Source organism: Corallococcus sp. AB030, from assembly GCF_003668965.1.
In the GTDB taxonomy this organism is placed as follows: domain Bacteria; phylum Myxococcota; class Myxococcia; order Myxococcales; family Myxococcaceae; genus Corallococcus; species Corallococcus exiguus.
The window spans coordinates 1-23,659 of sequence record NZ_RAWQ01000100.1 but is presented as its reverse complement, the minus strand read 5'-3'; the positions used below and the strand labels follow the sequence as shown (position 1 = coordinate 23,659).

The following is a 23,659-nucleotide window of genomic DNA, read 5'->3' as shown; positions in this document are numbered from 1 at the left end:
AGGGCCTTCACCATGACGACCTCCTCGCCGGTTGCCCCGGGCAAGAAGCGTGTCCCGCTGCCCCTCGTCCCCAGGACGGAGGCCCTGCCGCTGTCCTTCATGCAGCAGCGCCTGTGGTTCCTGGCGCAGATGGAGGGCACGAGCGCCACGTACAACGTCTACTTCTTCGTGCGGCTGACGGGCGCGCTGGACGCGGGCGCGCTGGAGCGGGCCCTCCAGGGAGTCGTGGACCGGCACGAAGCGCTGCGCACCACCTTCGCCGCCGTGGACGGCCAGCCGGTGCAGCGCATCGCCCCCGCGCTGACGCTGACGCTCCGCCGGGAGGACCTGTCCGCGCGAGGACCGGACGGGACCGCGAGGGAGCGGGCGCTGCGCGAGCACGCGGAAGCCGAGGCGCGCACGCCGTTCGACCTGGCGCGAGGGCCGTTGGTGCGGGCCACGCTGGTGCGGCTGTCGCCGGAGGAGCACGCGCTGCTCTTCGTCACGCACCACATCGTCTGCGACGCGGTGTCGCTGGGGTGGATGGCGAACGAGCTGAGCGCGCTCTACACCGCCGCCACCCGGAACGAGCCGCCCCGGCTGCCGGAGCTGCCGGCGCAGTACGCGGACTTCGCGCACTGGCAGCGACAGACGCTCGCCGGTGACTTCCTGGAGGCCGAGCGCGCGTGGTGGAAGGAGCGGCTTTCGGGCGCGCCTCCCGCGCTGGAGCTGCCCACGGACCGGCCGCGTCCGCCGCGTCAGACGTCCCGGGGCGCGGTGTACCGCCTGCCCATGCCGCAGGCCCTGGCCACGGGCATCCGCGAGCTGAGCCGCAAGGCGGCCGTCACGCCGTACATGACGCTGCTGGCGGCGTTCCAGGTGCTGCTGTCGCGATACAGCGGCCAGGAGGACCTGGTGGTGGGCACGCCCGTGGCGGGGCGCGGGCGGCGGGAGGTGGAGCGGCTCATCGGCTTCTTCGCCAACACGCTGGCGCTGCGACTGGACGCGTCCGGCGACCCGACGTTCCTCGCGCTGCTCGGCCGCGTGCGCGAGGTGTGTCTGGGCGCGTACGCGCATCCGGACATGCCCTTCGAGCAGCTGGTGGACCTGCTCGTGCCGCAGCGCGACCCCAGCCGCTCCCCGCTGTTCCAGGCGATGTTCGTGCACGTGAACTCGCCGTGGGCCGCGCTCAAGTGGCCCGGCCTCACCGTGACGGAGCTGGACTTCGAGCCCGGTGTCGCGCGCTTCGACATCACCCTGTTCCTCTACGACGACCCCAGCGGATTGGAGGCGCGCTGGGAATACAACGCGGACCTCTTCGACGAGGCGACGGTGGCGCGCATGGCCGCGCAGTACGCGCGCCTGCTGGAGGGCGCCGTCGCGAAGCCGGAATCCCCCGTGTCCCTGCTGCCGCTCTTGACCGCGCGCGAGCGGGAACGGGCGGTGAGGGATTGGAACGACACCGGCGCGGACGTGCCGTTGCATCCCGGCGTGCACGCCCTCTTCGAGGCCAGCGTGCGCCGGAATCCGGACGCCATCGCGGTGCGCTTCGGAGACGCGAGCCTCACGTACGCGGAGCTGGACCGGCGGGCCAACCGCGTCGCCCATGCGCTGCGCCAGCGCGGCGTGACGCCGGACACGGCGGTGGGGCTGTGCGTGGACCGCTCGCTGGAGCTGCCGGTGGGCGTGCTGGGCATCCTCAAGTCGGGCGCGGCCTACTGCCCGTTGGATCCGGCCTATCCGCCGGAGCGGCTGGCGCTGATGCTGGAGACGTCGCGCGCGAAGGTGCTCGTCACGCGGCGCTCCCTGACGTCGGGGCTGCCGGAGGGCGGCGCGGAGCGGCTGTTCCTGGAGGACGGTCTCTCCACGCCGGACACCGCGCCCACGCCCGCGGGCGGACCGGACACGCTGGCCTACGTCATCTTCACGTCGGGCTCCACGGGCGTGCCCAAGGGCGTGGCGATGCCGCACCGCCCGCTCTTCAACCTCATCCAGTGGCAGGTGCGCCGCTCCACCGCGCCCCGGGGCCGCACGCTCCAGTTCTCCGCGCTGAGCTTCGACGTGTGCTTCCAGGAGATGCTGCCCACGTTCGCCGCGGGCGGGGAGCTGGTGCTCGTCTCGGAGGACATGCGGCGCGACGGCCGGGCCCTGCTCACGTTGATGCGCGACCAGGGCGTGGAGCGCATCTTCCTGCCGTTCGTCGCCTTGCAGCACCTGGCGGAGGTGGCGGACTCGGACGGCCTGCTGCCCACGTCGCTCAAGGAGATCAACACCGCGGGCGAACAGCTCCGGATGACGCCCGCGCTGCGGCGGCTGCTCCACGCGCTGGACGGGTGCGCGCTGGACAACCACTACGGCCCCACGGAGACACACGCGGCCACGGCCCACGTGCTGAAGGGCAACCCGGACGCGTGGCCTGACCTGCCGCCCATTGGCCGCACCATCACCAACGCGCGCACGTACCTGCTGGATGCCCGGTGGGAGCCGGTGCCCGTGGGCGTCGCCGGCGAGCTGTACATCGGCGGCGCGGGGCTGGCGCGCGGCTACCTGCACCGGCCGGACCTCACGGCGGAGCGCTTCCTGCCGGATCCGCTGAGCCCGCATCCGGGCGCGCGGATGTACCGCGCCGGTGACTTCGCGCGGTACCTGCCGGACGGCACGCTGGAGTTCCTGGGCCGGCGTGACGCCCAGGTGAAGATCCGCGGCTATCGCATCGAGCTGCCGGAGGTGGAGGCGGCGGTGGCGAAGCTGCCGGGCGTGAAGGACGTCGCGGTCATCGCGCGGGAGGACGCGGCACGGGGCAAGCACCTGGTGGCCTACGTGGTGACGCAGCCCGGAGCGGACGTGGACGCGGGCGGGCTCAAGGCGGTGCTCCGCGACCGGCTGCCGGAGTACATGGTGCCCGCGGCCTTCGTGTTGCTGGACGCGTTCCCCCTCACTCCCAGCGGCAAGCTGGACCGGCGCGCCCTGCCCGCTCCGGACGACGACTCGGACTCGGCCCAGGCCTTCGTGGCCCCGCGCACGCCCCTGGAGACGGAGGTCGCGGGAGTCTTCGCCGCGCTCCTGCGCCTGCCGCGCGTGGGCGCGCACGACCACTTCTTCGAACGGGGCGGCCACTCCCTCCTGGCGACCCAGGTCACCGCGCGGCTGCGCGACCGGCTCCAGGTGGAGCTGCCGGTGCGGGTCCTGTTCGAAAACCCCACCGTGGAGGAGCTGGCCGCCCACCTGGCCTCGCTGAGGCCGACGGAGGACGGGGAAGCGCCGCCGCTCGTGCCGAGCCCGCGCGACGAAGTCCCGCCGCTGTCCTCGGCCCAGGCGCGCCTGTGGTTCCTCACCCGGATGGATCCGGACGGCTTCTCGTACAACCTGCCCTGGTTCACGCGCTGGAGCGGGCCGCTGGATGACGGCGCGCTGGAGCAGTGCTTCCAGGCGCTCGTGCGGCGTCACGAGGCGCTGCGCACCACCTTCGTGGAACACCTGGGCCAGCCGGTGCAGCGCATCGCCCCGGCGCTGCACATGCCGCTGCGGCGCGAGCGCGTGTCCTCGGAGGCGGAGCTGTCACGGCGCGCGGAGGCGGAGGTGCGCCTTCCCTTCGACCTGGCCCGGGGACCGCTCGTGCGCGCGACGCTGGTGCACGTGCGGGACGGGGAGCACGCCCTGCTCGTCACCTTCCACCACATCATCTGCGACGGCTGGTCGCTGGGCGTGTTGGAGCGCGAGCTGACGGCGCTCTACCGCGAGGCCACCGGCGGCGGCGCGGCGAAGCTTCCGCCCCTGTCCCTCCAGCCCGCGGACTTCGCGCGCTGGCAGCGGCAGTCGTGGGCGAGCGCGGGGGTGGAGGCGCGGCTCGGGTGGTGGAAGGCCCGGCTCCAGGACGCACCGGCCTTCCTCGACCTGCCCACGGACCGGCCGCGCCCGGCGGTGCAGACCTTCGAGGGCGCGCACCTGTCCCAGAAGGCGTCGCCCGCGCTGTCGCGGGCCCTGGAGGCGCTGGCGCAGCAGGAGGGCGCCACCTCCTTCATGCTGCTGCTGGCGGGCTTCCACGCCCTGCTTGCCCGCTACAGCGGCCAGCATGACGTCGTCATCGGCGCACCTCTCGCAGGCCGCGAGCGCCAGGAGTTGGAGGGGCTGGTCGGCTTCTTCATCAACACGGTGCCGCTGCGTATCACCGCGCCCCAGGACGCGAGCTTCCGCGACCTGGTGGGCCGCGTCCGCGACCTCACGCTGGAGGCCTTCGCCCACCAGGACATGCCCTTCGAGCAGCTGGTGCGCTCGCTCCAGTCCGAACGCGACCCCAGCCGCGCGCCGCTGTTCCAGGTGATGTTCGTACTCCAGAACGCCGGAGGCCCCGCGGCGTGCGCCCTCCCGGATGTGTCCGTGGCGCCGATGGATGTCGAGACGGGGATGGCGAAGTTCGACCTCACCCTCTTCGCCCAGCCGTCCGCCGAGGGCCTGGACTTCGTCTGGGAGTACAACACCGCCCTCTTCGAGGAAGCGACCGTCGCGCGCATGGCGGAGCACTACACGCGCCTGCTCGCGGCCGCCGTCGCCCGGATGGAAGAACCCGTGGCACGGCTCCCGCTGCTCACCGACGAGGAGCGCCAGCGGCTGCTGTTCACCTGGAACGACACCCACGCTGACCCTCCGCGCGAGGCGTCGCTCACCTCGCTCTTCGAGGAGCAGGCCCGGGAGAGGCCCCAGGCCATCGCGGTGGAGTTCGAGGGCCGCCAGCTGACGTACGCGGAGCTGGACGCACGCGCGAATCAACTGGCGCACCACCTGCGCGCGCTCGGCGTGGACGTGGGCACGCCGGTGGGCCTGTGCACAGGTCGCTCGCTGGAGATGGTCGTGGCCACGCTGGCCATCCTCAAGGCGGGCGGCGCCTACGTCCCGTTGGATCCGGCCTATCCCACCGAGCGACTGCTCTTCATGGCCCGGGACACGCGCCTGCCGGTGCTGCTGGCCCAGCCCGGCCAGGAGGCGAAGCTCGCGGCGCTGGAGGCGCGCGTGGTGCCGCTGGAGCCGTCGTGGGACGCCTTCGCGAACGAGTCCACCCGAGCGCCGCGCATCACCGTCCCCGCGGACGCGCTGGCGTACGTCATGTACACGTCCGGCAGCACCGGCCGGCCCAAGGGCGTGTGCATCCCGCACCGGGGCGTGGTGCGGCTGGTGAAGGGGACGACGTACGCGCGCTTCGGCCCGGACGAGGTCCTCCTCCAACTGGCGCCCATCTCCTTCGACGCGTCGACGCTGGAGCTGTGGGGCGCGCTCCTGCATGGCGCGAAGCTGGTGGTCGCCCCCGCGCATCAGCCCTCGCTGGAGGAGCTGGCCGGGATGCTGGAGCAGCAGGGCATCACCACGCTGTTCATCACCACGGCCCTCTTCAACCAGATGGCGATGTTCCACCCCCAGGCGCTCGCGCGCGTGCGGCAGGTGATGACGGGCGGCGAGGCCATGTCCCCGCTGGCCGCGCGACAGGTGCGCGAGGCCGGCCGGGACGTCATCAACGCCTATGGCCCCACGGAGAACACCACCTTCTCCACTGTTCATCCGCTGGAGGGCACGGTGGACGACGGGCGCCCCGTGCCCATCGGCCGGCCCATCACCCATACGCAGGCCTATGTGCTGGACGCGCTGGGCGCGCCGGTGCCGGTGGGCGTGGCGGGCGAGCTGTACCTGGGCGGCGATGGCCTCGCGTGGGGCTACATGCAACAGCCCGCGCAGACCGCGGAGCGCTTCGTGCCGCATCCGTTCAGCACGACGCCGGGCGCGCGGCTGTACCGCACGGGAGACCGGGTGCGGTGGCGGCCAGAGGGCGTCCTCGACTTCCTGGGCCGGACCGACTCGCAGGTGAAGGTGCGCGGCTTCCGCATCGAGCCAGGAGAGATCGAGACCGCGCTCAAGGCCTCGCCGGGCGTGGAGGACGCGAGCGTCGTCGTGCGAGAGGACGCTCCCGGCGACAAGCGGCTCGTGGCCTACGTCACCGGCGCTCGCGTGGACGCGGGCGACCTGCGTGCCCACCTGGCCGCGCGGCTGCCGGCGCACATGGTGCCCTCCGCGTTCGTGAAGTTGGAGCGGATGCCGCTGACCCCGTCAGGGAAGGTGGACCGCAAGGCCCTGCCCGCGCCGGAAACGCGGACGGGCCCGGACGCCTACGTGGCGCCGCGCGAGGGTTGGGAGACGCTGGTGGCGGAGCTGTGGGCGCCGCTGCTGGGCGTGCCCCGCGTGGGAGCGCACGACCACTTCTTCGAGCTGGGCGGACACTCGCTGCTCGCCACGCGGGTGGTGTCGCGGCTGAGGGACGTGCTCCAGCGGGACGTGCCGCTGCGCCTGCTGCTGGAGTCCCCGACGGTGTCCCGGTTCGCGGAGCGGCTGGAGGCGCTCCAGAAGGGAGGCCACGGTCCGCCGGTGCCGCCCATCGTCGCGGGGTCGCGGGACAAGCCGCGGCCCTTGTCCTTCGCGCAGCAGCGCCTGTGGTTCCTCGCGCGGTTGGATCCCCACGGAAGCGCGTACAACGTGCCCTTCTTCTTCCACCTCGACGGCCCGCTGGACGTCCCAGCGCTGGAGGGCGCGCTGGATGCGCTCATCCAACGGCATGAGGCCTTGAGGACCACGTTCAGCGACGGCGAGGGCCATCCGGTCCAACACGTCGTGGAGCACCGGCCGTTCACGCTCGCCGTCGAGTCCCTGGACGGGGACGCGCTGCTGCGCTCGCGCGCGGAGGCGGAGGCGAAGAAGCCCTTCGACCTGGAGCGCGGCCCGATGGTGCGCGCCACGCTGGTGCGTACGGCGCCAGAGCGGCACGCGCTGCTGCTGGTCATGCACCACATCGTGTGTGACTTCTGGTCCATCGACATCCTGGTGCGCGAGCTGAAGGCCCTCTACACGGCACGTCACCAGGGCGAACCGCTGACCCTGCCACCCCTGTCCGTGCAGTACCCGGACTTCGCCGCGTGGCAGCGTCAGGTGATGGCGGGCGAGACGCTGGAGGCCCAGCGCGCGTGGTGGAAGCAGCACCTGGAAGGCGCTCCGCCGACGCTGGAGCTGCCCACCGACCGGCCACGGCCGACCGTGCAGACCTACCAGGGCCTCCAGCTTTCGCGCCCCCTGCCCGCCTCGATTCCCGCCGCGGTGCAGGCCCTGGCACGCGACGCGGGCGTCACGCCCTTCATGTTGCTGCTCGCGGGATTCCACGCGCTGCTCGCTCGGCACAGCGGACAGGACGACCTCGTCATCGGCACGCCCATCGCGGGGCGCGGCCAGCGCGAGGTGGAGAACCTCATCGGCTTCTTCACCAACACCCTGGCCCTGCGCGTGGATGCCACTGGCGCGGAGAGCTTCCGCGCGCTCCTGGGCCGCGTGCGCGAGGCCTGCCTGGGCGCCTATGCCCACCAGGACATGCCGTTCGAACAGCTCGTGGACGCGCTGGTCCCCACGCGGGACCTGGGCCGCTCGCCGCTGTTCCAGGTCATGTTCGTCTTCCAGAACGGGGGCGCGCCCTGGGAGCTGCCCGGCGTCCACGTCAGCGCCCTGACCTTCGAGCCCGGCATGGCGAAGTTCGACCTCACCCTCTTCGTGCGGGAAGCGCCGGAGGGCGTGTCCATCCTCTGGGAGTACAACACCGCCCTCTTCGACGAGGCCACGGTGGCGCGGTTCGCGGATCACTACACGCGGCTGCTCGAAGGCGCGCTCGCGGCGCCGGACGCGCCCCTGGGCACGCTGCCCATGCTCGCGGACGCGGAGCGGAGACAGCTGGCGGCGTGGGCGCTCCAGCCGGCGGACTATCCCGCCATGCCGGGCATCCACGCGTTCTTCGAGGCCACTGCCTCGCGGACGCCTGAAGCCATCGCGGTGCGCTTCGGAGATGAGGCGCTCACCTACGGAGAGCTGGAGCGGCGCTCGAACCAGCTCGCGCACCACCTGCGCGGCCTGGGCGTGGGGGCGGACGTCCGCGTGGGCATCCACCTGCGGCGCTCGCTGGAGTTGCCCGTGGCGGTGCTGGGCACGCTCAAGGCGGGAGGGGCCTACGTCCCCCTGGATCCGGCCTATCCGCCGGAGCGGCTCACCGCGATGCTCCAGGCCTCGGGCGCGGCGGTGCTGCTCACCACGCACGAGCTGCGCGAGGTCCTGGGGGCCAGTGCGGCGCGAGTGCTGGAGCTCGACACGCGGACGGAAGCCCTGGCCCGGGAACCCGACACGCGGCCAGAATCCCGAGGCAACGCGCAGGCGCTCGCCTACGTCATCTTCACCTCCGGCTCCACCGGCACGCCCAAGGGCATCGCGATGCACCACGCGGCGCTGGTGAACCTGCTGCACTGGCAGCTGGGGGACTCGGTGGCGCCCGGGGCGCGCACGCTCCAGTTCTCCGCGCTGAGCTTCGACGTGTCCTTTCAGGAACTGTTCGCGACCTGGGCCGCGGGCGGTGAGCTGGTGCTGCTCACCGACGAGGTCCGCCGCGATGCCAGCCAGCTGCTGGCCCTGCTGGAGGGCGCGGGCATCGAGCGGTTCTTCATGCCCTTCGTCGCGCTCCAGAACCTGGCGGAGGTGGCCGAGCGTGAGGGCACCTTCCCCACGCGCGTCCGGGAGATCATGGTCGCGGGCGAGCAGCTGCGCATGACTCCGGCGATCCGCCGCTTCATGAAGCGCACGGGCGCGGTGCTGCACAACCACTACGGCCCGTCCGAAGCCCACGCGGTGACGTCACTGTCGATGAAGGGAGATCCGGACACCTGGCCGGCGCTGCCCTCCATCGGCCGGCCCCTGATCAACGTGCCCGTGCACGTGCTGGACGCGAACCTCCAGCCGGTGCCCCGCGGCGTCACGGGCGAGCTGTATGTGGGCGGCGTGCAGGTCTGCCGCGGATACCTGAACCAGCCCGGCCTCACCGCCGACCGCTTCATCCCGGATCCGCTCGGCGCCACGCCCGGAGGCAGGCTGTACCGCACGGGCGACTGGGCACGGCATCTTCCGGACGGCACGCTGGAGTACCTGGGCCGGCGCGACGCGCAGCTCAAGGTGCGCGGCTTCCGCATCGAGCTGGGAGAGATTGAAGCAGCGCTGGCGCAGCACCCGTCGGTGCGCGACTGCGTCGTCGACGCGAGGGATGACGGAAGCGGCCAGAAGCAGCTGGTGGGCTGGGTGGTGGACGCCGGAGGGAAGTCGCTGGACGCCGGAGCACTGCGGAGCTTCCTGCGGCAGCGGCTGCCGGAATACATGGTGCCCGCGCGCTGGGTCGCGATGGAGCGGTTCCCGCTGACGCCCTCGGGCAAGGTGAACCGCAAGGCGCTGCCCGCGCCGGAGGCAGGCCGCGAGCCCACGCGAACCCTGGTGGGCCCCCGCACGCCCCTGGAGCTCCAGCTCGTGCGCATCTGGGAGGAGGTGCTGGGCGTGCACCCCATCGGCGTGCGCGACAACTTCTTCGAACTGGGCGGTCACTCCCTGCTGACGTTGCGCGTGCAGTCGGCCATCCACGCCCGCCTGGGCCGGACGCTGCCGGTGGCGGCGCTCTTCCAGAACGCCACCGTGGAGCACCTCGCGGGCCTGCTCCGGGACGCGGCGCCCTGGACACCTCGGGTCGCGCTGCAGAAGGGCAAGAAGGGCGTGCGTCCCTTCTTCTGCGTTCATGCCGTGGGCGGCAGCGTCGTGCCCTACGCGGAGCTGGCGCGGGCGCTGGGACCGGATCAGCCGTTCTACGGACTCCAGGCCCGGGGCCTGGATGGCGAGGGCCCTCCTTGCGACTCCATTCCGGAGATGGCGGCCCTGTACGTGCGCGCGGTGCGAGAGGTCCAACCGCACGGCCCCTACCTTCTGGGCGGCTGGTCCATGGGAGGCGCCGTCGCGTGGGAGATGGCCCACCAGCTGCGACGCGAGGGGGAGACGGTGGCGCTGCTCGCACTGCTCGACTCGTCCGCGAGCCTGCACTTTGGCAACCCGGACGACCTGAACGCGAAGGCTCGGCTGAGCGCGCTGTTCCTGGAGGACCTGCTGCGCGCCTCGGGCCAGCCGCTGCCGCCGAATGAAGGGCTCTCACCTGGCCGGTGGATGGACGTGCTGGAAGAGGCCAGCCAGCCGCTCTTCGCCGCGGAGCAGTCGCTGCGCCAACTGCGCCACGCGTTCGAGGTCCACCTGAACGCGGGCTGGGTCTACGAACCGCCCCCGGCCAGCGGCCCCTTCACCCTCTTCGAAGCGGAAGCCTCCCGCTGGGACCACGGCTGGGCCGCCTACGCACCCGGCGGACTGGACGTGCACACGGTGCCCGGAGACCACTACTCCTTCCTCAAGCCTCCCCATCTCCAGGTGCTGGCCGCCAGGCTGCGCGACGCGCTCGCGAAGGCCCAGGAGCCCTGACAGCGCTCACGGCTCCGAGCGCGAGGCACTTCGGACATGGAATGACCACCCGATGGGATTGATGGGCACGGAAGCTTCCGCGCCCGGTGTCTCGCGGGTCACGCGGATGAGGCGGGCGCTCGGGGCCCAGTCGCGCTCGGGGCCCCACGGCTCGAAGGTCCACCGTGGAAGGGCCAGCACCATCACGGCGACGCACAGGCCCGCGCCGAAGAGGGACCGGAACCTCGCCAGCGCCGCCACCCAGAGGACGACGCCCGCCGGGAGCGCGAACAGCATGTAGCGGTCCTCCACCACGCCCGGGTCCCGGAACGCGCCGAACGTGGGGTACTCGGCGGATCCGGAGCGCACGTACCAGGTGAGAGGGATCAACAGGAAGACGCACGCGCAGGCGGCCAGCAGCAACACGCGAGGACGCGCGGGCACCCGGCGAATGCCCAGGACGAGCACGGCGATGAACCCGCACTCCACCGCGATCCGCACCGCGAGCGGCCGGCGGAAGTAGGACAGCGTCCCTCCGTCGCCCAGCACCGGGTGCAGCACGTAGCGGACGTTGAACGTGTGCCAGAGGTGCTCGGCCATGCGGGAGAGCGGCCAGTGGGCGAAGTCCGAAGCAGGCATACCCGACTGACGGAAGAGCACCATGTTCACCCCCGCCGGCACGGTCAGCACCGCCACCGCCAACCCCTCCCAGAGCACCTCGCGCGCGGGCCGGCCGTCGCGCCACCGCATCACGCCACGCAAGAGGAAGACCGGCGCGAGCAACACGCTCTCGCCCGCGCTCGAGGCCCCCGCGAGCAACACCAGCCCGTCGGCCAATCCCAGCGGGCGGTCCAGGTCCTGGATCGCCACCAGCATGGCTCCATAGAAGAGGACGGAGTGGAGGTTGGCGAGGTTGCCCGTCACCTCCCAGGTTCCCGGCAGGAAGCAGAACGCCACGGCGGTGAGGAGCCGCACGCCGTCATGGGGCACCAACCAGCGGTAGCGCTCCCGCGCGATGAGCGCGAACACGGCCGCGTTGAGGGCCAGGGTGACGAACGCCAGCCCGAGCGCGAACGCCTCGATGGGCAGGAGCGATAGGCCCCAGGCCACCAGCCGGGGAACGACGTGCAGATAACCCGCGTAGGGCTTGAACGTGGCGCCAAGGCCGTGCGCGAGCGCATCCGACAGGAACACCGCGCCATCTTCCGCCCACAGGTGCGCCTGGAGGATCCGCGCGTGCGAGCGCAGCACCAGCACCGCGAAGCACAACCCCAGCGCCGTCGCATACGAGGCGCGCAGGCGCTCCCATCCCAGGTCGATGGGACGACGGAGCAGGTGTACCCACCGGGAGAATGAGTCAGTCATCGCTGGCGCCCCTATACCATCCGCCCCGCTCCTGGACGGCCCCCCGGTGCACGACGGGGCCGGCACGGCGCCGGTCCCGCCTCGCGCGAAGGGCTACAGCGCTTCCAGCCGGAACTGCTGGCAGTCGTTGTTGGACCAGGTCCACTGCTGGAGCAGCGTACCGTCACCGCTGCCCTGCAGGCAGCCCGTCACGTCCAGCACCTTGCCGCTGTGGCGAGCCTCCAGCCGGACATAGCCATTGCCCAGGTCCACCGGCTTGAACTGCGGGTTGCTCCCGCCGCCGTAGGACCACTGCTGGAGCCCCGCGCCGTCCGCAGTGCTCACGTCCTTCACGTCCAGCGCCTTGCCGCTGTGGCGCGACACGAAGCGGTAGTAGCCGCTGTCCGTTGCCTCCATCGACCACTGCTGGCTGGTGCCCGTGTGGCAGGCCCACTGGTGGATGATGGCGCCGTCCGCCGTGCTGGGGCCGTTGATGTCCACGCACCGGCCGGAGGCCTTGTTCACCAGCCGGTACGCCCCCGTGCCGCCGCCCGTGCCCTGCGCCACGGAGTAGACGGCGTTGAGCAGCGACGTGCTCCCGGACGTGTCCTGGGACAGCTTCGAGTACTGCAGCGTGTTCACGTCCCCCGCCCACGTCGGCAGGTAGCCCACCACGCGCGTGGACAGCGCGGCCGCCTCCACCTGCCCAACCGGCTCCCCGGCGGCAGGAGCGTCCTCCGCGCCCGAGCAGCCTCCCAACGATGCGAGAAACACGGCGCCCAGCGCCCACGTCCGGAACGGCGTCGAGGTACGAGACACAGCAGACTCCCGCAAAGGGGTTTGACGGGCTTAACCAGCAAAACACACTAAGCAGCTTTGTCCGGAAGACTCAATGACTCATCACTCAGCAGCACCGGCCGCCACCGGCGCGGTAGCGGGCCTGGAGGCGGTCGTTGAAAAACTCCGCGTAGGTCATCACCGGCCGGTCCGGATGGTGACGGCGCATGTGGGCGACGTAGGTGCGGAGGCCTCCCGCTGGGACCACGGCTGGGCCGCCTACGCGCCCGGCGGACTGGACATGCACACGGTGCCCGGAGACCACTACTCCTTCCTCAAGCCTCCGCATCTCCAGGTGCTCGCCGCCAGGCTGCGCGACGCGCTCGCGAAGGCACAGGAGCCCTGAGCGCGATCACGGCCCGGGGCGCGAGGCGCCTCGGATCCGCATCGCCCATCCCTTGGGATTGATGCGCACGCTCGCCTCCGCCCCTGGCGTCTCGCGGACCTCTCGGATGCGTCGGGCGGTCTGGGCCCAGTCGCGCTCGGGCCCCCACGGTTCGAAGGTCCAGCGTGGATGGGCCAGCACCACCACGCAGACGCACAGGCCCCCGGCGAAGACGGTCCGGATCCGCCCCAGCGCCGCCACCCAGAGGGTGAGCCCCGCCGGGAGCGCGAACAGCATGTAGCGGGCATCCATCACGTCCGGATCCCGGAGCACGCCGAACGTGGGGAATTCAGCCGCGTCGGCGCGCACATACCAGGTGAGCGGGATCAACACGGAGACGCAGGCGCAGGCGGCCAGCAGCAACACGCGCGGACGCGCGGGCAACCGGCGAAGCCCCAGGACGAGCACGGCTGCGAACCCGGACACCACCGCCATCCGCACCGCGAACGGCCAGAAGAAATAGGCTATCGCCCCTCTGTCGCCCAGCACCGGGTGCAGCACATAGCGGTCGTTGAGCGTGATCCAGAGGTGCTCCGCCATGCGGGACAGCGGCCAGGTGGGGAAGTCCGCGGCGGGCAAGTCGGCCTGGCGGAGGAGCACCGCGTTCACCCCGGCCGGCACGGTCAGCACCACCGCCGCCAGTGCCTCCCCCACCACTTCGCGCAGGGGCCGGCCACCGCGCCACCGCATCACCCCGCGCAGCAGGAAGACCGGCGCCAGCAACACGCCTTCGCCCGCGCTCGTGGCCGCCGCGAGCAGCACCAGCCCGTCGGCGAATCCCAGCGGGCGGTCCAGGTCCTGGAGCGCCACCAGCATGGCTCCGTAGAAGAGGACGGAGTGGAGGTTGGCGAGGTTGCCCGTCACCTCCCAGGTGCCCGACAGGAAGCAGAACGCCACGGCGGTGAAGATCCGCACGCCATCATGGGGCACCAGCCAGCGGCAGCCGTCCCGCGCGATGAGCGCGAACAGTGCCGCGTTGAGGGCCAGGGTGACGAACGCCACCCCCAGCGCGAACGCTTCGAGGGGCAGGAGCGCCACACCCCACGCGAGCAGTCGCGGGACGACATGCAGATAGCCCGCATAGGGCATGAACGTGGCGCCCAGGCCGTGCTCGAGCGCATCCGCCAGGAACCTCCATCCGTCTTCCGCCCAGACGTGCGCCTGCGCGAGCCGGGCGTGCGAGCGCAACAGCAGCAACGCGAAGCACATCCCGAGCGCCGTCGCATACGGGGAGCGCAGGCGCTCCCACCCCAGGTGGATGGGACGACGGAGCAGGCGTCCCCACCGGGCGAATGAGTCAATCATCGAGGGCACCCCTATACCATCCGCTCCGATCCCCGTGCACGGCGGGGCCGGCGCGGCGCCGGTCCCGCCTCCCTCCAAGGGGCTACAGCGCTTCCAGCCGGAACTGCTGGCAGTCGTTGTTGGACCAGGTCCACTGCTGGAGCAGCGTGCCGTCACCGCTGCCCTGCTGGCAGCCCGTCACGTCCAGCACCTTGCCGCTGTGGCGCGCCTCCAGCCGGTGGTAGCCGTTGCCCAGCGCCACCGGCTTGAACTGCTGGTTGCTCCCGCCGCCGTAGGACCACTGCTGGAGCCCCGCGCCGTCCGCAGTGCTCACGTCCTTCACGTCCAGCGCCTTGCCGCTGTGGCGCGACACGAAGCGGTAGTAGCCGCTGTCCGTTGCCTCCATGGACCACTGCTGGCTCGCGCCCGTGTGGCACGCCCACTGGTGGATGATGGCGCCGTCCGCCGTGCTGGGACCGTTGATGTCCACGCACCGGCCAGAAGCCTTGTTCACCAGCCGGTACGCCCCCGTGCCGCTCGTGCCCTGCGCCACGGAGTAGATGGCGTTGAGCAGCGACGTGCTCCCGGACGTGTCCTGGGACAGCTCCCAGATCATCACGCCGCCGTTCTGCTTCCCCAGCTGCGTCTTCGCCTGGATGGTCGCGATGCCGTTGTAATAGACGTCCCCCACGTTGTCCTTGTAGGGCGCCTGCGAGTCGCGGGCGACGAGCTCCGAATAGCCCACGTAGCTCGACGGCGAGCGCCCGTAGAACGGCACGCCCAGCACCGCCTTCGACGCCGGCAGCCCGCGCCCCTTCCAGTAGTTCAGCGACTGGACCGCCAGGTCATACGTCGAATGCGGCTGCCCGCCGTCGTACGCCATGATGTTGAGGAAATCGACGTCGCTGAACACGGACGCCTGCACGCCGCCGCCCGTGTAGCCGTTGGCCACCACCGCCGCCGTGAGCAGCTTGCCCCGGCTGTGCATGGCCGTGCCCAGCTCGCGCATCAGCGCCGCGTAGTTGTTCCCCGACGTGCCGGGGTCCGGGTACTCCCAGTCGATGTCCACGCCGTCCAGCCCGGCCGCGTTGACGAAGTTCACCACCGTGTTCACGAACGCCGTGCGCGTGCTCGCGTTGGCCGCCATCTGCTCGAAGCCACTGTCGTTGCCGTCGTTCCAGCCGCCTACGGCAATGAGCACCTTCACGCCCTGCCCATGCGCCTGCGTCACCAGCGAGCGCAGCCGCGCGTCAGAGCTGCTCACCCCCGTGAGCCCGCCGGACGCAGTGGGCAGCGCGAACGCGTAGTTGATGTGAGACAGCTTCGAGTACTGCAGCGCATTCACATCCCCCGCCCACGTCGGCAGGTAGCCCACCACGCGCGTGGACAGCGCGGCCGCCTCCACCTTGCCTACCGGCTCCCCAACGGCAGGAGCGTCCTCCGGGCCCGAGCAGCCTCCCAACGATGCGAGAAACACGGCGCCCAGCGCCCACGTCCGGAACGGCGTCGAGGTACGAGACACAGCAGACTCCTGCGAAGGGGTTGAACGGGCTTGACCCGTAAAACCCACTAAGCAGTTTTATCCGGAAGACTCAACGACTCATCCTCTCAGCAGCACCGGCCGCCACCTCCGCGGTAGCGGGCCTGGAGGCGGTCGTTGAAAAACTCCGCGTAGGTCATCACCGCTTTGTCCGGATGGTGACGGCGCATGTGGGCGACGTAGGTGTCGTAATCCGGCACGCCAATCATCGACCGCGCGGTGCGCACGGCCTGCCGCCAGCCGTGCTGGAGCGCCTGCGTGAGTGCGCGCCTCACGGCTTCACCGGGACGGCGGCGGCCACGTAGGGCGTCTCGTGCGACGTGGGCACCGGCGAGCTTCGGGCCCGGAGCGCGGCACGCACGCCGAAGAGGATGGTCGCCACCACCACCCCCATGAAGAACACGGTGAGGCCGGCATCCAGGTAGTCATTGTGGATGATGGCTTCCATCTCCTCCACGGACTTCGCCGGGGCGATGAGACGCCCTTCGGCCACCGCCTGGGAGAAGGCCCGCGCGTGGGCCACGAAGCTCACGCGCACGTCACCGCCGAACACCTTCTGGAAGCCGGCGGTGAGCGTGCACAGCACCAGCCATGCGGCGGGGATGCCGGGCACCCAGACGTAGCGCTCGCGCTTCATCTTCACCAGCGCCACGCAGCCCAGCGTGAGCGCCACCGCGGCGAGCATCTGGTTGGCGATGCCGAACAGCGGCCACAGCGTGTTGATGCCGCCCAGCGGATCCACCACGCCCTGGTAGAGGAAGTAGCCCCAGGCGGCCACGCACAGCGCGGTGGCCAGCAGGTTCGCGCCCCAGGACTCCGTGCGCTTGAGCGGCGCGTACACCAGGCCCGCCAGCTCCTGAATCATGAAGCGCCCCACGCGCGTGCCGGCGTCCACGGTGGTGAGGATGAAGAGGGCCTCGAAGAGGATGGCGTAGTGGTACCAGAAGGCCATCATCCCCTTCCCGGACACCAGCCCGTGGAGGATCTGCGCCATGCCCACCGCCAGCGTAGGCGCGCCACCCGCGCGGGAGAGGATGGTCGTCTCACCGATGTCGCGCGCCGTCTGCTCCAGCACCTCCGGGGTGACGACGAAGCCCCACTGGCTGAGCGTCGCCGCCGCCTGCGCCGCTTCGGTGCCAATCAGCGCCGCGGGCGAGTTCATGGCGAAGTAGACGCCCGGCTCCAGCACCGACGCGGCGATGAGCGCCATGATGGCCACGAAGGCCTCCATCAACATGGCGCCGTAACCCACGAGCTTCGCGTCGCCCTCCGTGGCGAGCATCTTTGGCGTGGTTCCGGACGCGATGAGCGAGTGCCACCCGGACACCGCGCCGCACGCGATGGTGATGAAGAGGAACGGGAAGAGGCTGCCGGAGAACACCGGTCCGGACCCGTCCACGAACCGCGTCACCGCCGGCATCTTCAAGTGCGGCGCCGCCAGCACGATGCCCACCGCCAGCAGCAGCACGGTGCCAATCTTGAGGAAGGTGGACAGGTAGTCGCGCGGCGCGAGCAACAGCCACACCGGCAGCACCGCCGCGCAGAACCCGTAGCCGATGAGCAGCCACGCCAGCGTGCGGCTGTCGAAGGTGAACCAGGGGCCCCAGGTGGCGGACTCGGAGACCTGGCCACCCAGCCAGATGCTGAGCATCAGCAGCACGAAGCCGACGATGGACACCTCCAGCACCTTGCCGGGCCGCACGTAGCGCAGGTACAGGCCCATGGCCACCGCGATGGGGATGGTCATCGCCACGGTGAAGGTGCCCCACGGGCTGTGCGTCAGCGCCTTCACCACGACCAGCGCCAGCACCGCGAGGATGATCATCATGATCATCAGCACGCCCACCATGGCCGTCACGCCAGCCGCGGGCCCCAGCTCCATGCGCACCATGTCGCCCAGCGACTTGCCGTCGCGGCGCACGGACAGGAACAGCGTCACGAAGTCCTGCACCGCGCCGGCCACCACCACGCCCGCCAGGATCCACAGCGTGCCGGGCAGGTAGCCCATCTGCGCCGCGAGCACCGGGCCCACCAGCGGACCCGCGCCCGCGATGGCCGCGAAGTGGTGGCCGAACACGACCCACCGGTCCGTGGGCACGTAGTCCAGGCCGTCGTTGCGGCGCTCGGCGGGGGTGGCGCGCGAGGGGTCCACCTGGAGCGCTTTTTCGGCAATGAAACGGCCGTAGAAGCGATATCCCAGCATGAAGACCGCGACCGAGGCGACCACCAGCCAGATGGCACTGATGGACTCTCCCCGGTGCAGCGCCACCACGCCCAGACAGAAGGCCCCGACCAACGCCAGGGCCACCCATCCCAACTTCCGAGCGACTCCACCCATGATGTCTCCCATCAGCGGGCAGGCCACCCCTACCCCGCGCGCGGTTTATAGCGCACGCCCCGCGTCCACCCGTTCCGCTCGCGGCGGGGTGTCGGGTGGTGACGGTCAGCGCGGGCGAGGTCCTCACGCTGGCCCTCCGAGCGCTCCCGAACGTCGTCCATGTAGGCACGGCCACGCGGGGCGCGTTCTCCGACATGCTCGTCAAGCCGCTGCCCAATGGATGGACGGTGCACCTGTCGAACGAGCACTACGCCGACGCACAGGGCCAGGACTACGAAGCCCGCGGACTGCCGCCACAGCGGCCACTGGATGTCTTCGGAGACGGCAAGGACCTCTGGCACACCCACGCACTCGCCCTCCGTGCGCTGGCGGATTCGCTGGTGCCCCCGGAGGCGAAGCCCACGCCGTAGGAAGCAGGCAGCCTGTCACCTCGTGCCCTCAGGGCCGGGACGACCTACCTCTCATGCGGAAGCCTTCACCTCCGCTCAAAGAGGAGCACCTCCGATGCCGACCCGGTCCCCCACTCGCAAGAGCGTCACGCGCACGCGGCGCCTGAAGGATCCGAAGGGCGGCCTCACCGCGGCGGGCCGCGAGTGGTTCCGCGAGAAGGAAGGCTCAAACCTCAAGCCCGGCGTGAAAGGCAAGGCGGACACGCCGGAGAAGATGCGCAGAAAGGGCAGCTTCCTGCGCCGCCACTTCGCGCACCCGCGCGGGCCCATGGTGGACGACAAGGGCAAGCCCACGCGCCTCGCCCTGTCCGCTCGCGCCTGGGGCGAACCCGTGCCGAAGGACAACGCGGGAGCGAAGCGGCTCGCCACCAAGGGTACGAAGCTGCTGGAGCGCTACCACGCGGCGCAGGAGCGCGCGAAGCCCGCCGCCAAACGCTCCGGCGCCAAGAAGACGCGGACCGCCGTGCGACGGCGAAGAAGCGCGATTCCCCCACCGCGAGGAAGACCGCGACCCGGAAGCGCGCGAAGCTTTCCTGAAGCCGCGCCATCGCCTCACCGCCGGAGCGCCCGAGGGACATCTGCCCGAGGAAGCGTGACGTAATCTGACGGTTCGAAGTGCTCCACCCGGTGGCGGAAGGCCGTGGTGGAGCCGGGCCAGAGGGCGGAGTTTCGCCCCGAGGCATCCATGTACCAGCTTCGGCATCCCCCCTGGTTCCACACCGTGCCGGACAGCCGCGCCTCCAGGTCGCGCACGAACGCGTCCTGGGCTCCTGGATCCGGCTCCACGGCGGCGGCGCCCCGGGCCTCCAGGTAGCGCAGCGCGCCCAGCACGTGCTCCACCTGGGCCTCCATCATCAACAGCACGGAGGTGTGGCCCAGGGTGGTGTGGGGCCCCTGAAGCAGGAAGAGGTTGGGGAAACCGCTCACGGTGGTGCCCAGGAAGGCCCGGGGACTGCCCGCCCACACCTGCGCGAGCGTCCGGCCGTCACGGCCGTGGATGTGGTGCCCCATGGGCATGTCCGTCGCCTGGAACCCGGTGCCGAAGATGAGCGTGTCCACCGGATGGACCGCGCCGTCGCCGGTGACGACCGCGTCCTCGCGCACCTCGCGGATGGGCGCGGTGACGACCTCCACGTTCGGGCGCGTGAGGGCCGGCAGATAGTCGTCGGAGACGAGGATGCGCTTGCACCCCATCGTGTACCGGGGCGTGAGCCGGTCGCGGAGCGAAGGGTCCTTCACCGTCTTCAGCATGTGCCGGAGCACCCATGGCTGCGCGAGCCGGAGGATCCACGGGTGCTGGAAGCCCAGGGCCAGGCTTTCGCGCAGGATGCGCAGCGCCCCACGAAGGAGCCACCGCGCGCCCGGCACCCACCGGTACAGGGCCTTTCGCAGGGCGCTGTTGGGTTTGTCGCCCCGGGGCAAGACCCATGCGGGCGTGCGCTGGAAGAGGACGAGCCGGCCCACCTCCGGCTGGATGGCCGGCACGATCTGCACCGCCGACGCGCCCGTGCCCACCACCCCCACCTGACGCCCGGCCAGCGCGTAGCCCGCATCCCACCGCGCCGAGTGCATCACCTTGCCCCGGAAGCGCTCCAACCCGGGCAGGGGTGGAATCACGGGCTCGCTCAACGTGCCCACCGCCGCCACGAGAGCGTCCGCGGTGAGGGTGCCGTGGGATGTCTCCAGCACCCAGCGCCGCGTCGCCACGTCCCACTTCGCGCGGAGGACCGCGTGCCCCAAGCGCAGGAAGGGCGCGAGCTGGAAGCGCCGCACACAGTCGCGCAGGTACTCCTGGATCTCCCAGCCCGGTGAGTAGGCGCGCGACCAGCCAGGGTTCGGCGCGAAGGAGAACGAATACAGCAGCGATTGCACGTCGCACGCGCAGCCGGGGTAGACGTTGTCACGCCAGACGCCCCCCACGTCATCCGCGCGCTCCAGGACGACGAAGTCGTCGTTGCCTTCCTGCCTCAACCGGATGGCCATGCCCAACCCGGCGAAGCCCGCGCCCACGATGGCGACGCGCACATGCTGCGGAAGACGGGGAGCCACCGGATGGACCTCCTGGACGCGGAGGGGCACGAAGCCCCCGACCTTCATGCTGTGCACATTCCGCCCGACACGGCACCTACGGGAAGGTCCAGAGACCTGGGGAAGCCAGCCGAGGCGGCCTCAACCTGTCCGACTGTCGGGCAGGTTCGCGCGGCGTAGGATGCCCCGCCGTGACGACGCCCCCATCCTTCGCGCCCCTCTTCCGCACGGTCACGCCAGCGGACGAACCGTTCCTCTTCACGCTCTACGCGAGCACGCGCGAGCAGGAGCCGTCCGCGTGGGGCTGGCCGCCCGCGCAAGCGGAACTGTTCCTGCGGATGCAGCACCAGGCACAGGCCCGCCACTACGCGGCGACCTATTCCCCGGAGGGCCACGCCATCATCGAAGTGGAGGGAGTCCCCGTGGGCCGCCAGTGGCTGGTGCGCACCTCCGCGGAGCTGCTGCTCCTGGACGTGACCCTGCTTCCCACGTGGCGGGGACAAGGCCTGGGCACGCACCTGCTGAACGCGATTCAAGCGGAGGCAGCGCGGGCGCGCGTGCCCGTGCGGCTGCATGTCACGCGCGACAATCCAGCGCTGCGGCTCTACACCCGGCAAGGCTTCACGTCCGTGCCGGGAAGCGACCCGGCGTCGCCGTACCTGGAGTTCCAGTGGCGGGCTCTGGAGGGCGACGCATGAACCGGCGGCGGGTGAGCACGCCGGTCCCGTGAGGCCCCGCGCCTACAGCCCCAGCAGCGTCTCGGGTTCCGGGGCGACCGTCTGGAGGAAGTAGCCGCCCGTACCTGCAGAGGGGATATCGATCGTCGGCGAGCCCACGAAGGCGGTACCGCCCGCGTTGCCGCCGCTCCCGCCGCTGCCACCACCGCCGCCACCTGGAATGACGCTGGTGCCACCCCCAGCGGTGGCGCCCGCCGCGCCTCCCGCCGTCACCACGGAGCCCGTCACGCTGGCGGTCGAGGATGAGATGAAGTGGACGATGCCACCGCCACCGCCACCGCCACCGCCTTCACCCGAGCCGCCGTTGCCGTCGTAACCGTTCGCGCCGTTGCCACCCTGTACGCGGATGGTGCCACCCAGCGTGATGCTTCCCTTCGCCGCGACCAGCACGATGCCGCCTCCGCCGCCGCCCGTGCCCACGACGGATTGGGTGCCAGTCCCCGTGTTTACGCCGCTCACCCCGCTCGCGTTGACGTTCGCCCCCGTGACGATGCGGATGTTGCCCCGCGCAGCCAGCAACAACGAGCCGCCACCCGCGCCTCCGTTGGCGCTCGGGCCCACGAAGATGCGCGCGCCAGCTCCGCCCGACGCAAACTGCACCCGGCGCACCTGGGCGGCCTGGAACGACGTCAGCCCCGCGCCACCGTTGTAGTTGGTCGCCGCCGTCCGCGCGATGCCCGTGGGCGCCTCACCATTGCCCAGGTCCTCCGCGCCGGCCTGCACGGTCACGGTGCCACTCACCGTGATGTCGCCGGAGGAGCGCAGCACGCTGCCGCTGGGGAGGATGAGCGTTCCGGCGATGTTGATGCTGCTGAACTGGAGGTTGAAGCCCGCGGGCAGCGAAGCCACACCCGCCGCGGTGGAGAGGTCCACCGTCTGGCCCACGCCCACGTTGAACGCCCCCGCCGAGCCGTCGCCGTAGAGCCCCTGCGTGCCCGACGGTCCCTGTGGTCCCTGAGCCCCCGAGGCACCCGTGGGGCCCGCGGGTCCGGTCGCACCAGCGGGGCCCGTCGCACCAGCGGGGCCGACCGCGCCGGTCGCTCCCGTGGGCCCTGCCGCGCCCGTGTCACCCTTCGCGCCAGCAGGGCCGGTCGCACCAGCGGGGCCGACCGCGCCGGTCGCTCCCGTGGGCCCCGCCGCGCCCGTGTCACCCTTCGCGCCAGCGGGGCCGGTCGCACCAGCGGGTCCAATCGCTCCGGTCGCTCCCGTGGGGCCTGCCGCGCCCGTGGCGCCCGTGTCACCCTTCGCGCCAGCAGGGCCCGTCGAGCCAGCGGGGCCGACCGCGCCGGTCGCTCCCGTGGGCCCTGCCGCGCCCGTGGCGCCCGTGTCACCCTTCGCGCCAGCAGGGCCGATCGCTCCCGTGGCCCCCGTCGGACCTGCCGCGCCCGTGTCGCCCTTCGCTCCCGTCGGACCCGAGGGACCGACGTCGCCCGTGTCGCCCTTCGCGCCCACGTCACCCTTCGCGCCCGTGGGGCCCGTGTCGCCCTTCGCTCCGGCCGGCCCCGTGGGGCCCGCGGCACCCTGCGGACCCATGGGCCCCATCAGGCCAATGGGCCCCTGGGGTCCCATCGCGCCCGCCGGTCCCTGCACGCCCTGCTGCCCTTGCGGACCGGGCTCGCCGGGGGCACCCGACAGGCCCTGCGGACCCTCGGGACCCAGCAGGCCGGGTTCACCCGTGGCGCCCTTCTCACCTCGCGGGCCGGCCTGCCCCTGGGGACCCGTCGCGCCCGCAGGCCCCGGAGGCCCTTCCGGTCCCGCCGGCCCATCGCCCGTCTCTCCCGTGCAGGCGGACACCATCAACGTCGCGCAGAGCGACAACGCACCAAAACGCGAGAACACCCCACGGAGGGGAACGAAGGCTCGAAGCGACATGGATCAGGTCCTCCCCAACGAAATTCAGCGCGGCGACCTGCGGCGTAGGAACCGGGGCCGTCACCGACCGTGAAGCTTCGCACACGCTGGGTTGGTTTGCCTGTTGACGCGCCGCGCTCTTTTATCGAGGGACCGCCCATGGTCTGTTCGCTGGCCCACACTCGACGTCACACCAGGGGGCACCATGTCCACGCCGTACATCGGGCAGATCATCATGTTTGGAGGCGACTTCGCGCCGAAGGGTTGGCTCCTCTGCGACGGCACGTTGCTGTCCATCGCGCAGAACCAGGCGCTCTTCGCCATCCTGGGGACGACCTACGGCGGCAATGGCACGACGACGTTCGCGCTGCCGGACCTGCGCGGCCGCTTCCCCATGCAGCCCGGCCAGGGCCCCGGGCTCACGCCGCACTCGCTGGGCGAGAGCTCCGGACAGCAGTCGGTGACGCTCATCTCCCCCCAGATGCCCGCGCACACCCACCCGCTGATGGCGAGCATGCAGGAGGGCAACACGGAGAGCCCGCAGGGCGCGTACCTCGCGGC

Annotated in this window: 15 protein-coding genes; 6 read left to right on the top strand and 9 right to left on the bottom strand. The window is 71.4% G+C overall.

What is annotated here, in order from left to right; genetic code table 11:
• The first annotated feature begins 12 nt into the window (after positions 1–12).
• Positions 13–10,326 (top strand): non-ribosomal peptide synthetase, encoded by a 10,314-nt coding sequence (locus tag D7Y15_RS23035; RefSeq protein WP_121753924.1) that lies wholly within the window; start codon positions 13–15, stop codon positions 10,324–10,326.
• 6 nt (positions 10,327–10,332) lie between these two features.
• Here the strand turns inward: D7Y15_RS23035 and D7Y15_RS23030 are convergent, their stop codons facing one another.
• The 3 genes from D7Y15_RS23030 to D7Y15_RS45315 all read right to left on the bottom strand — a co-directional run bounded on the left by D7Y15_RS23030 (position 10,333) and on the right by D7Y15_RS45315 (position 12,655).
• Positions 10,333–11,670 (bottom strand): hypothetical protein, encoded by a 1,338-nt coding sequence (locus tag D7Y15_RS23030; protein WP_121753923.1) that lies wholly within the window; start codon positions 11,668–11,670, stop codon positions 10,333–10,335.
• A gap of 93 nt (positions 11,671–11,763) precedes the next feature.
• Positions 11,764–12,468: an RICIN domain-containing protein gene (locus tag D7Y15_RS23025; RefSeq protein ID WP_120577625.1), complete on the bottom strand. Its 705-nt coding sequence runs from the start codon at positions 12,466–12,468 to the stop codon at positions 11,764–11,766.
• An 85-nt stretch (positions 12,469–12,553) separates the two neighbouring features.
• Entirely contained in the window at positions 12,554–12,655 is a 102-nt protein-coding gene (locus tag D7Y15_RS45315; protein WP_346728394.1) for a YbdD/YjiX family protein, read from the bottom strand.
• Between D7Y15_RS45315 and D7Y15_RS45310 the strand changes: the two genes are divergently transcribed.
• The gene (locus D7Y15_RS45310) at positions 12,656–12,832 is read left to right on the top strand and encodes a hypothetical protein (RefSeq protein WP_199733803.1); all 177 of its coding nucleotides are present in this window, start codon (positions 12,656–12,658) and stop codon (positions 12,830–12,832) included.
• Between the two features lie 6 nt (positions 12,833–12,838).
• Here the strand turns inward: D7Y15_RS45310 and D7Y15_RS44750 are convergent, their stop codons facing one another.
• The 4 genes from D7Y15_RS44750 to D7Y15_RS23000 all read right to left on the bottom strand — a co-directional run bounded on the left by D7Y15_RS44750 (position 12,839) and on the right by D7Y15_RS23000 (position 18,033).
• Positions 12,839–14,176, bottom strand: coding sequence for a hypothetical protein (locus D7Y15_RS44750; protein ID WP_158629092.1), 1,338 nt, complete (start codon positions 14,174–14,176; stop codon positions 12,839–12,841).
• 82 nt (positions 14,177–14,258) lie between these two features.
• Positions 14,259–15,677, bottom strand: a complete 1,419-nt coding sequence (locus D7Y15_RS23010; RefSeq protein ID WP_121753922.1) for an RICIN domain-containing protein — start codon at positions 15,675–15,677, stop codon at positions 14,259–14,261.
• Between the two features lie 86 nt (positions 15,678–15,763).
• Positions 15,764–15,970, bottom strand: a complete 207-nt coding sequence (locus D7Y15_RS23005) for a YbdD/YjiX family protein (RefSeq protein WP_121753921.1) — start codon at positions 15,968–15,970, stop codon at positions 15,764–15,766.
• A complete protein-coding gene (locus tag D7Y15_RS23000) occupies positions 15,967–18,033 on the bottom strand; it encodes a carbon starvation CstA family protein (RefSeq protein WP_121753930.1) in 2,067 nt (688 codons plus the stop codon). The genes D7Y15_RS23005 and D7Y15_RS23000 overlap by 4 nt, the downstream gene beginning before the upstream one ends.
• Positions 18,034–18,131: 98 nt before the next feature.
• Here D7Y15_RS23000 and D7Y15_RS22995 point away from each other — a divergent pair, with 98 nt between their 5' ends.
• Positions 18,132–18,443 carry a S41 family peptidase gene (locus tag D7Y15_RS22995; protein WP_199733802.1) on the top strand — a complete coding sequence of 104 codons (312 nt, stop codon included), beginning with the start codon at positions 18,132–18,134 and terminating at the stop codon, positions 18,441–18,443.
• Positions 18,444–18,537: 94 nt separating this feature from the next.
• The gene (locus D7Y15_RS22990) at positions 18,538–19,083 is read left to right on the top strand and encodes a DUF6321 domain-containing protein (RefSeq protein WP_199733801.1); all 546 of its coding nucleotides are present in this window, start codon (positions 18,538–18,540) and stop codon (positions 19,081–19,083) included.
• Here D7Y15_RS22990 and D7Y15_RS22985 read toward each other — a convergent pair.
• On the bottom strand, positions 19,035–20,531 hold the full coding sequence (locus tag D7Y15_RS22985; protein WP_233605058.1) for an NAD(P)/FAD-dependent oxidoreductase: 1,497 nt from the start codon (positions 20,529–20,531) through the stop codon (positions 19,035–19,037). The genes D7Y15_RS22990 and D7Y15_RS22985 overlap by 49 nt on opposite strands.
• Positions 20,532–20,701: 170 nt before the next feature.
• Between D7Y15_RS22985 and D7Y15_RS22980 the strand changes: the two genes are divergently transcribed.
• A complete protein-coding gene (locus D7Y15_RS22980; protein ID WP_121753920.1) occupies positions 20,702–21,208 on the top strand; it encodes a GNAT family N-acetyltransferase in 507 nt (168 codons plus the stop codon).
• Positions 21,209–21,250: 42 nt separating this feature from the next.
• Here D7Y15_RS22980 and D7Y15_RS46620 read toward each other — a convergent pair whose 3' ends face one another.
• Entirely contained in the window at positions 21,251–23,119 is a 1,869-nt protein-coding gene (locus D7Y15_RS46620; protein ID WP_121753919.1) for a collagen-like protein, read from the bottom strand.
• Positions 23,120–23,303: 184 nt separating this feature from the next.
• Here D7Y15_RS46620 and D7Y15_RS22970 point away from each other — a divergent pair.
• Positions 23,304–23,659 (top strand): phage tail protein (locus D7Y15_RS22970; RefSeq protein WP_121753918.1); only part of this gene is annotated, 356 nt, incomplete at its 3' end.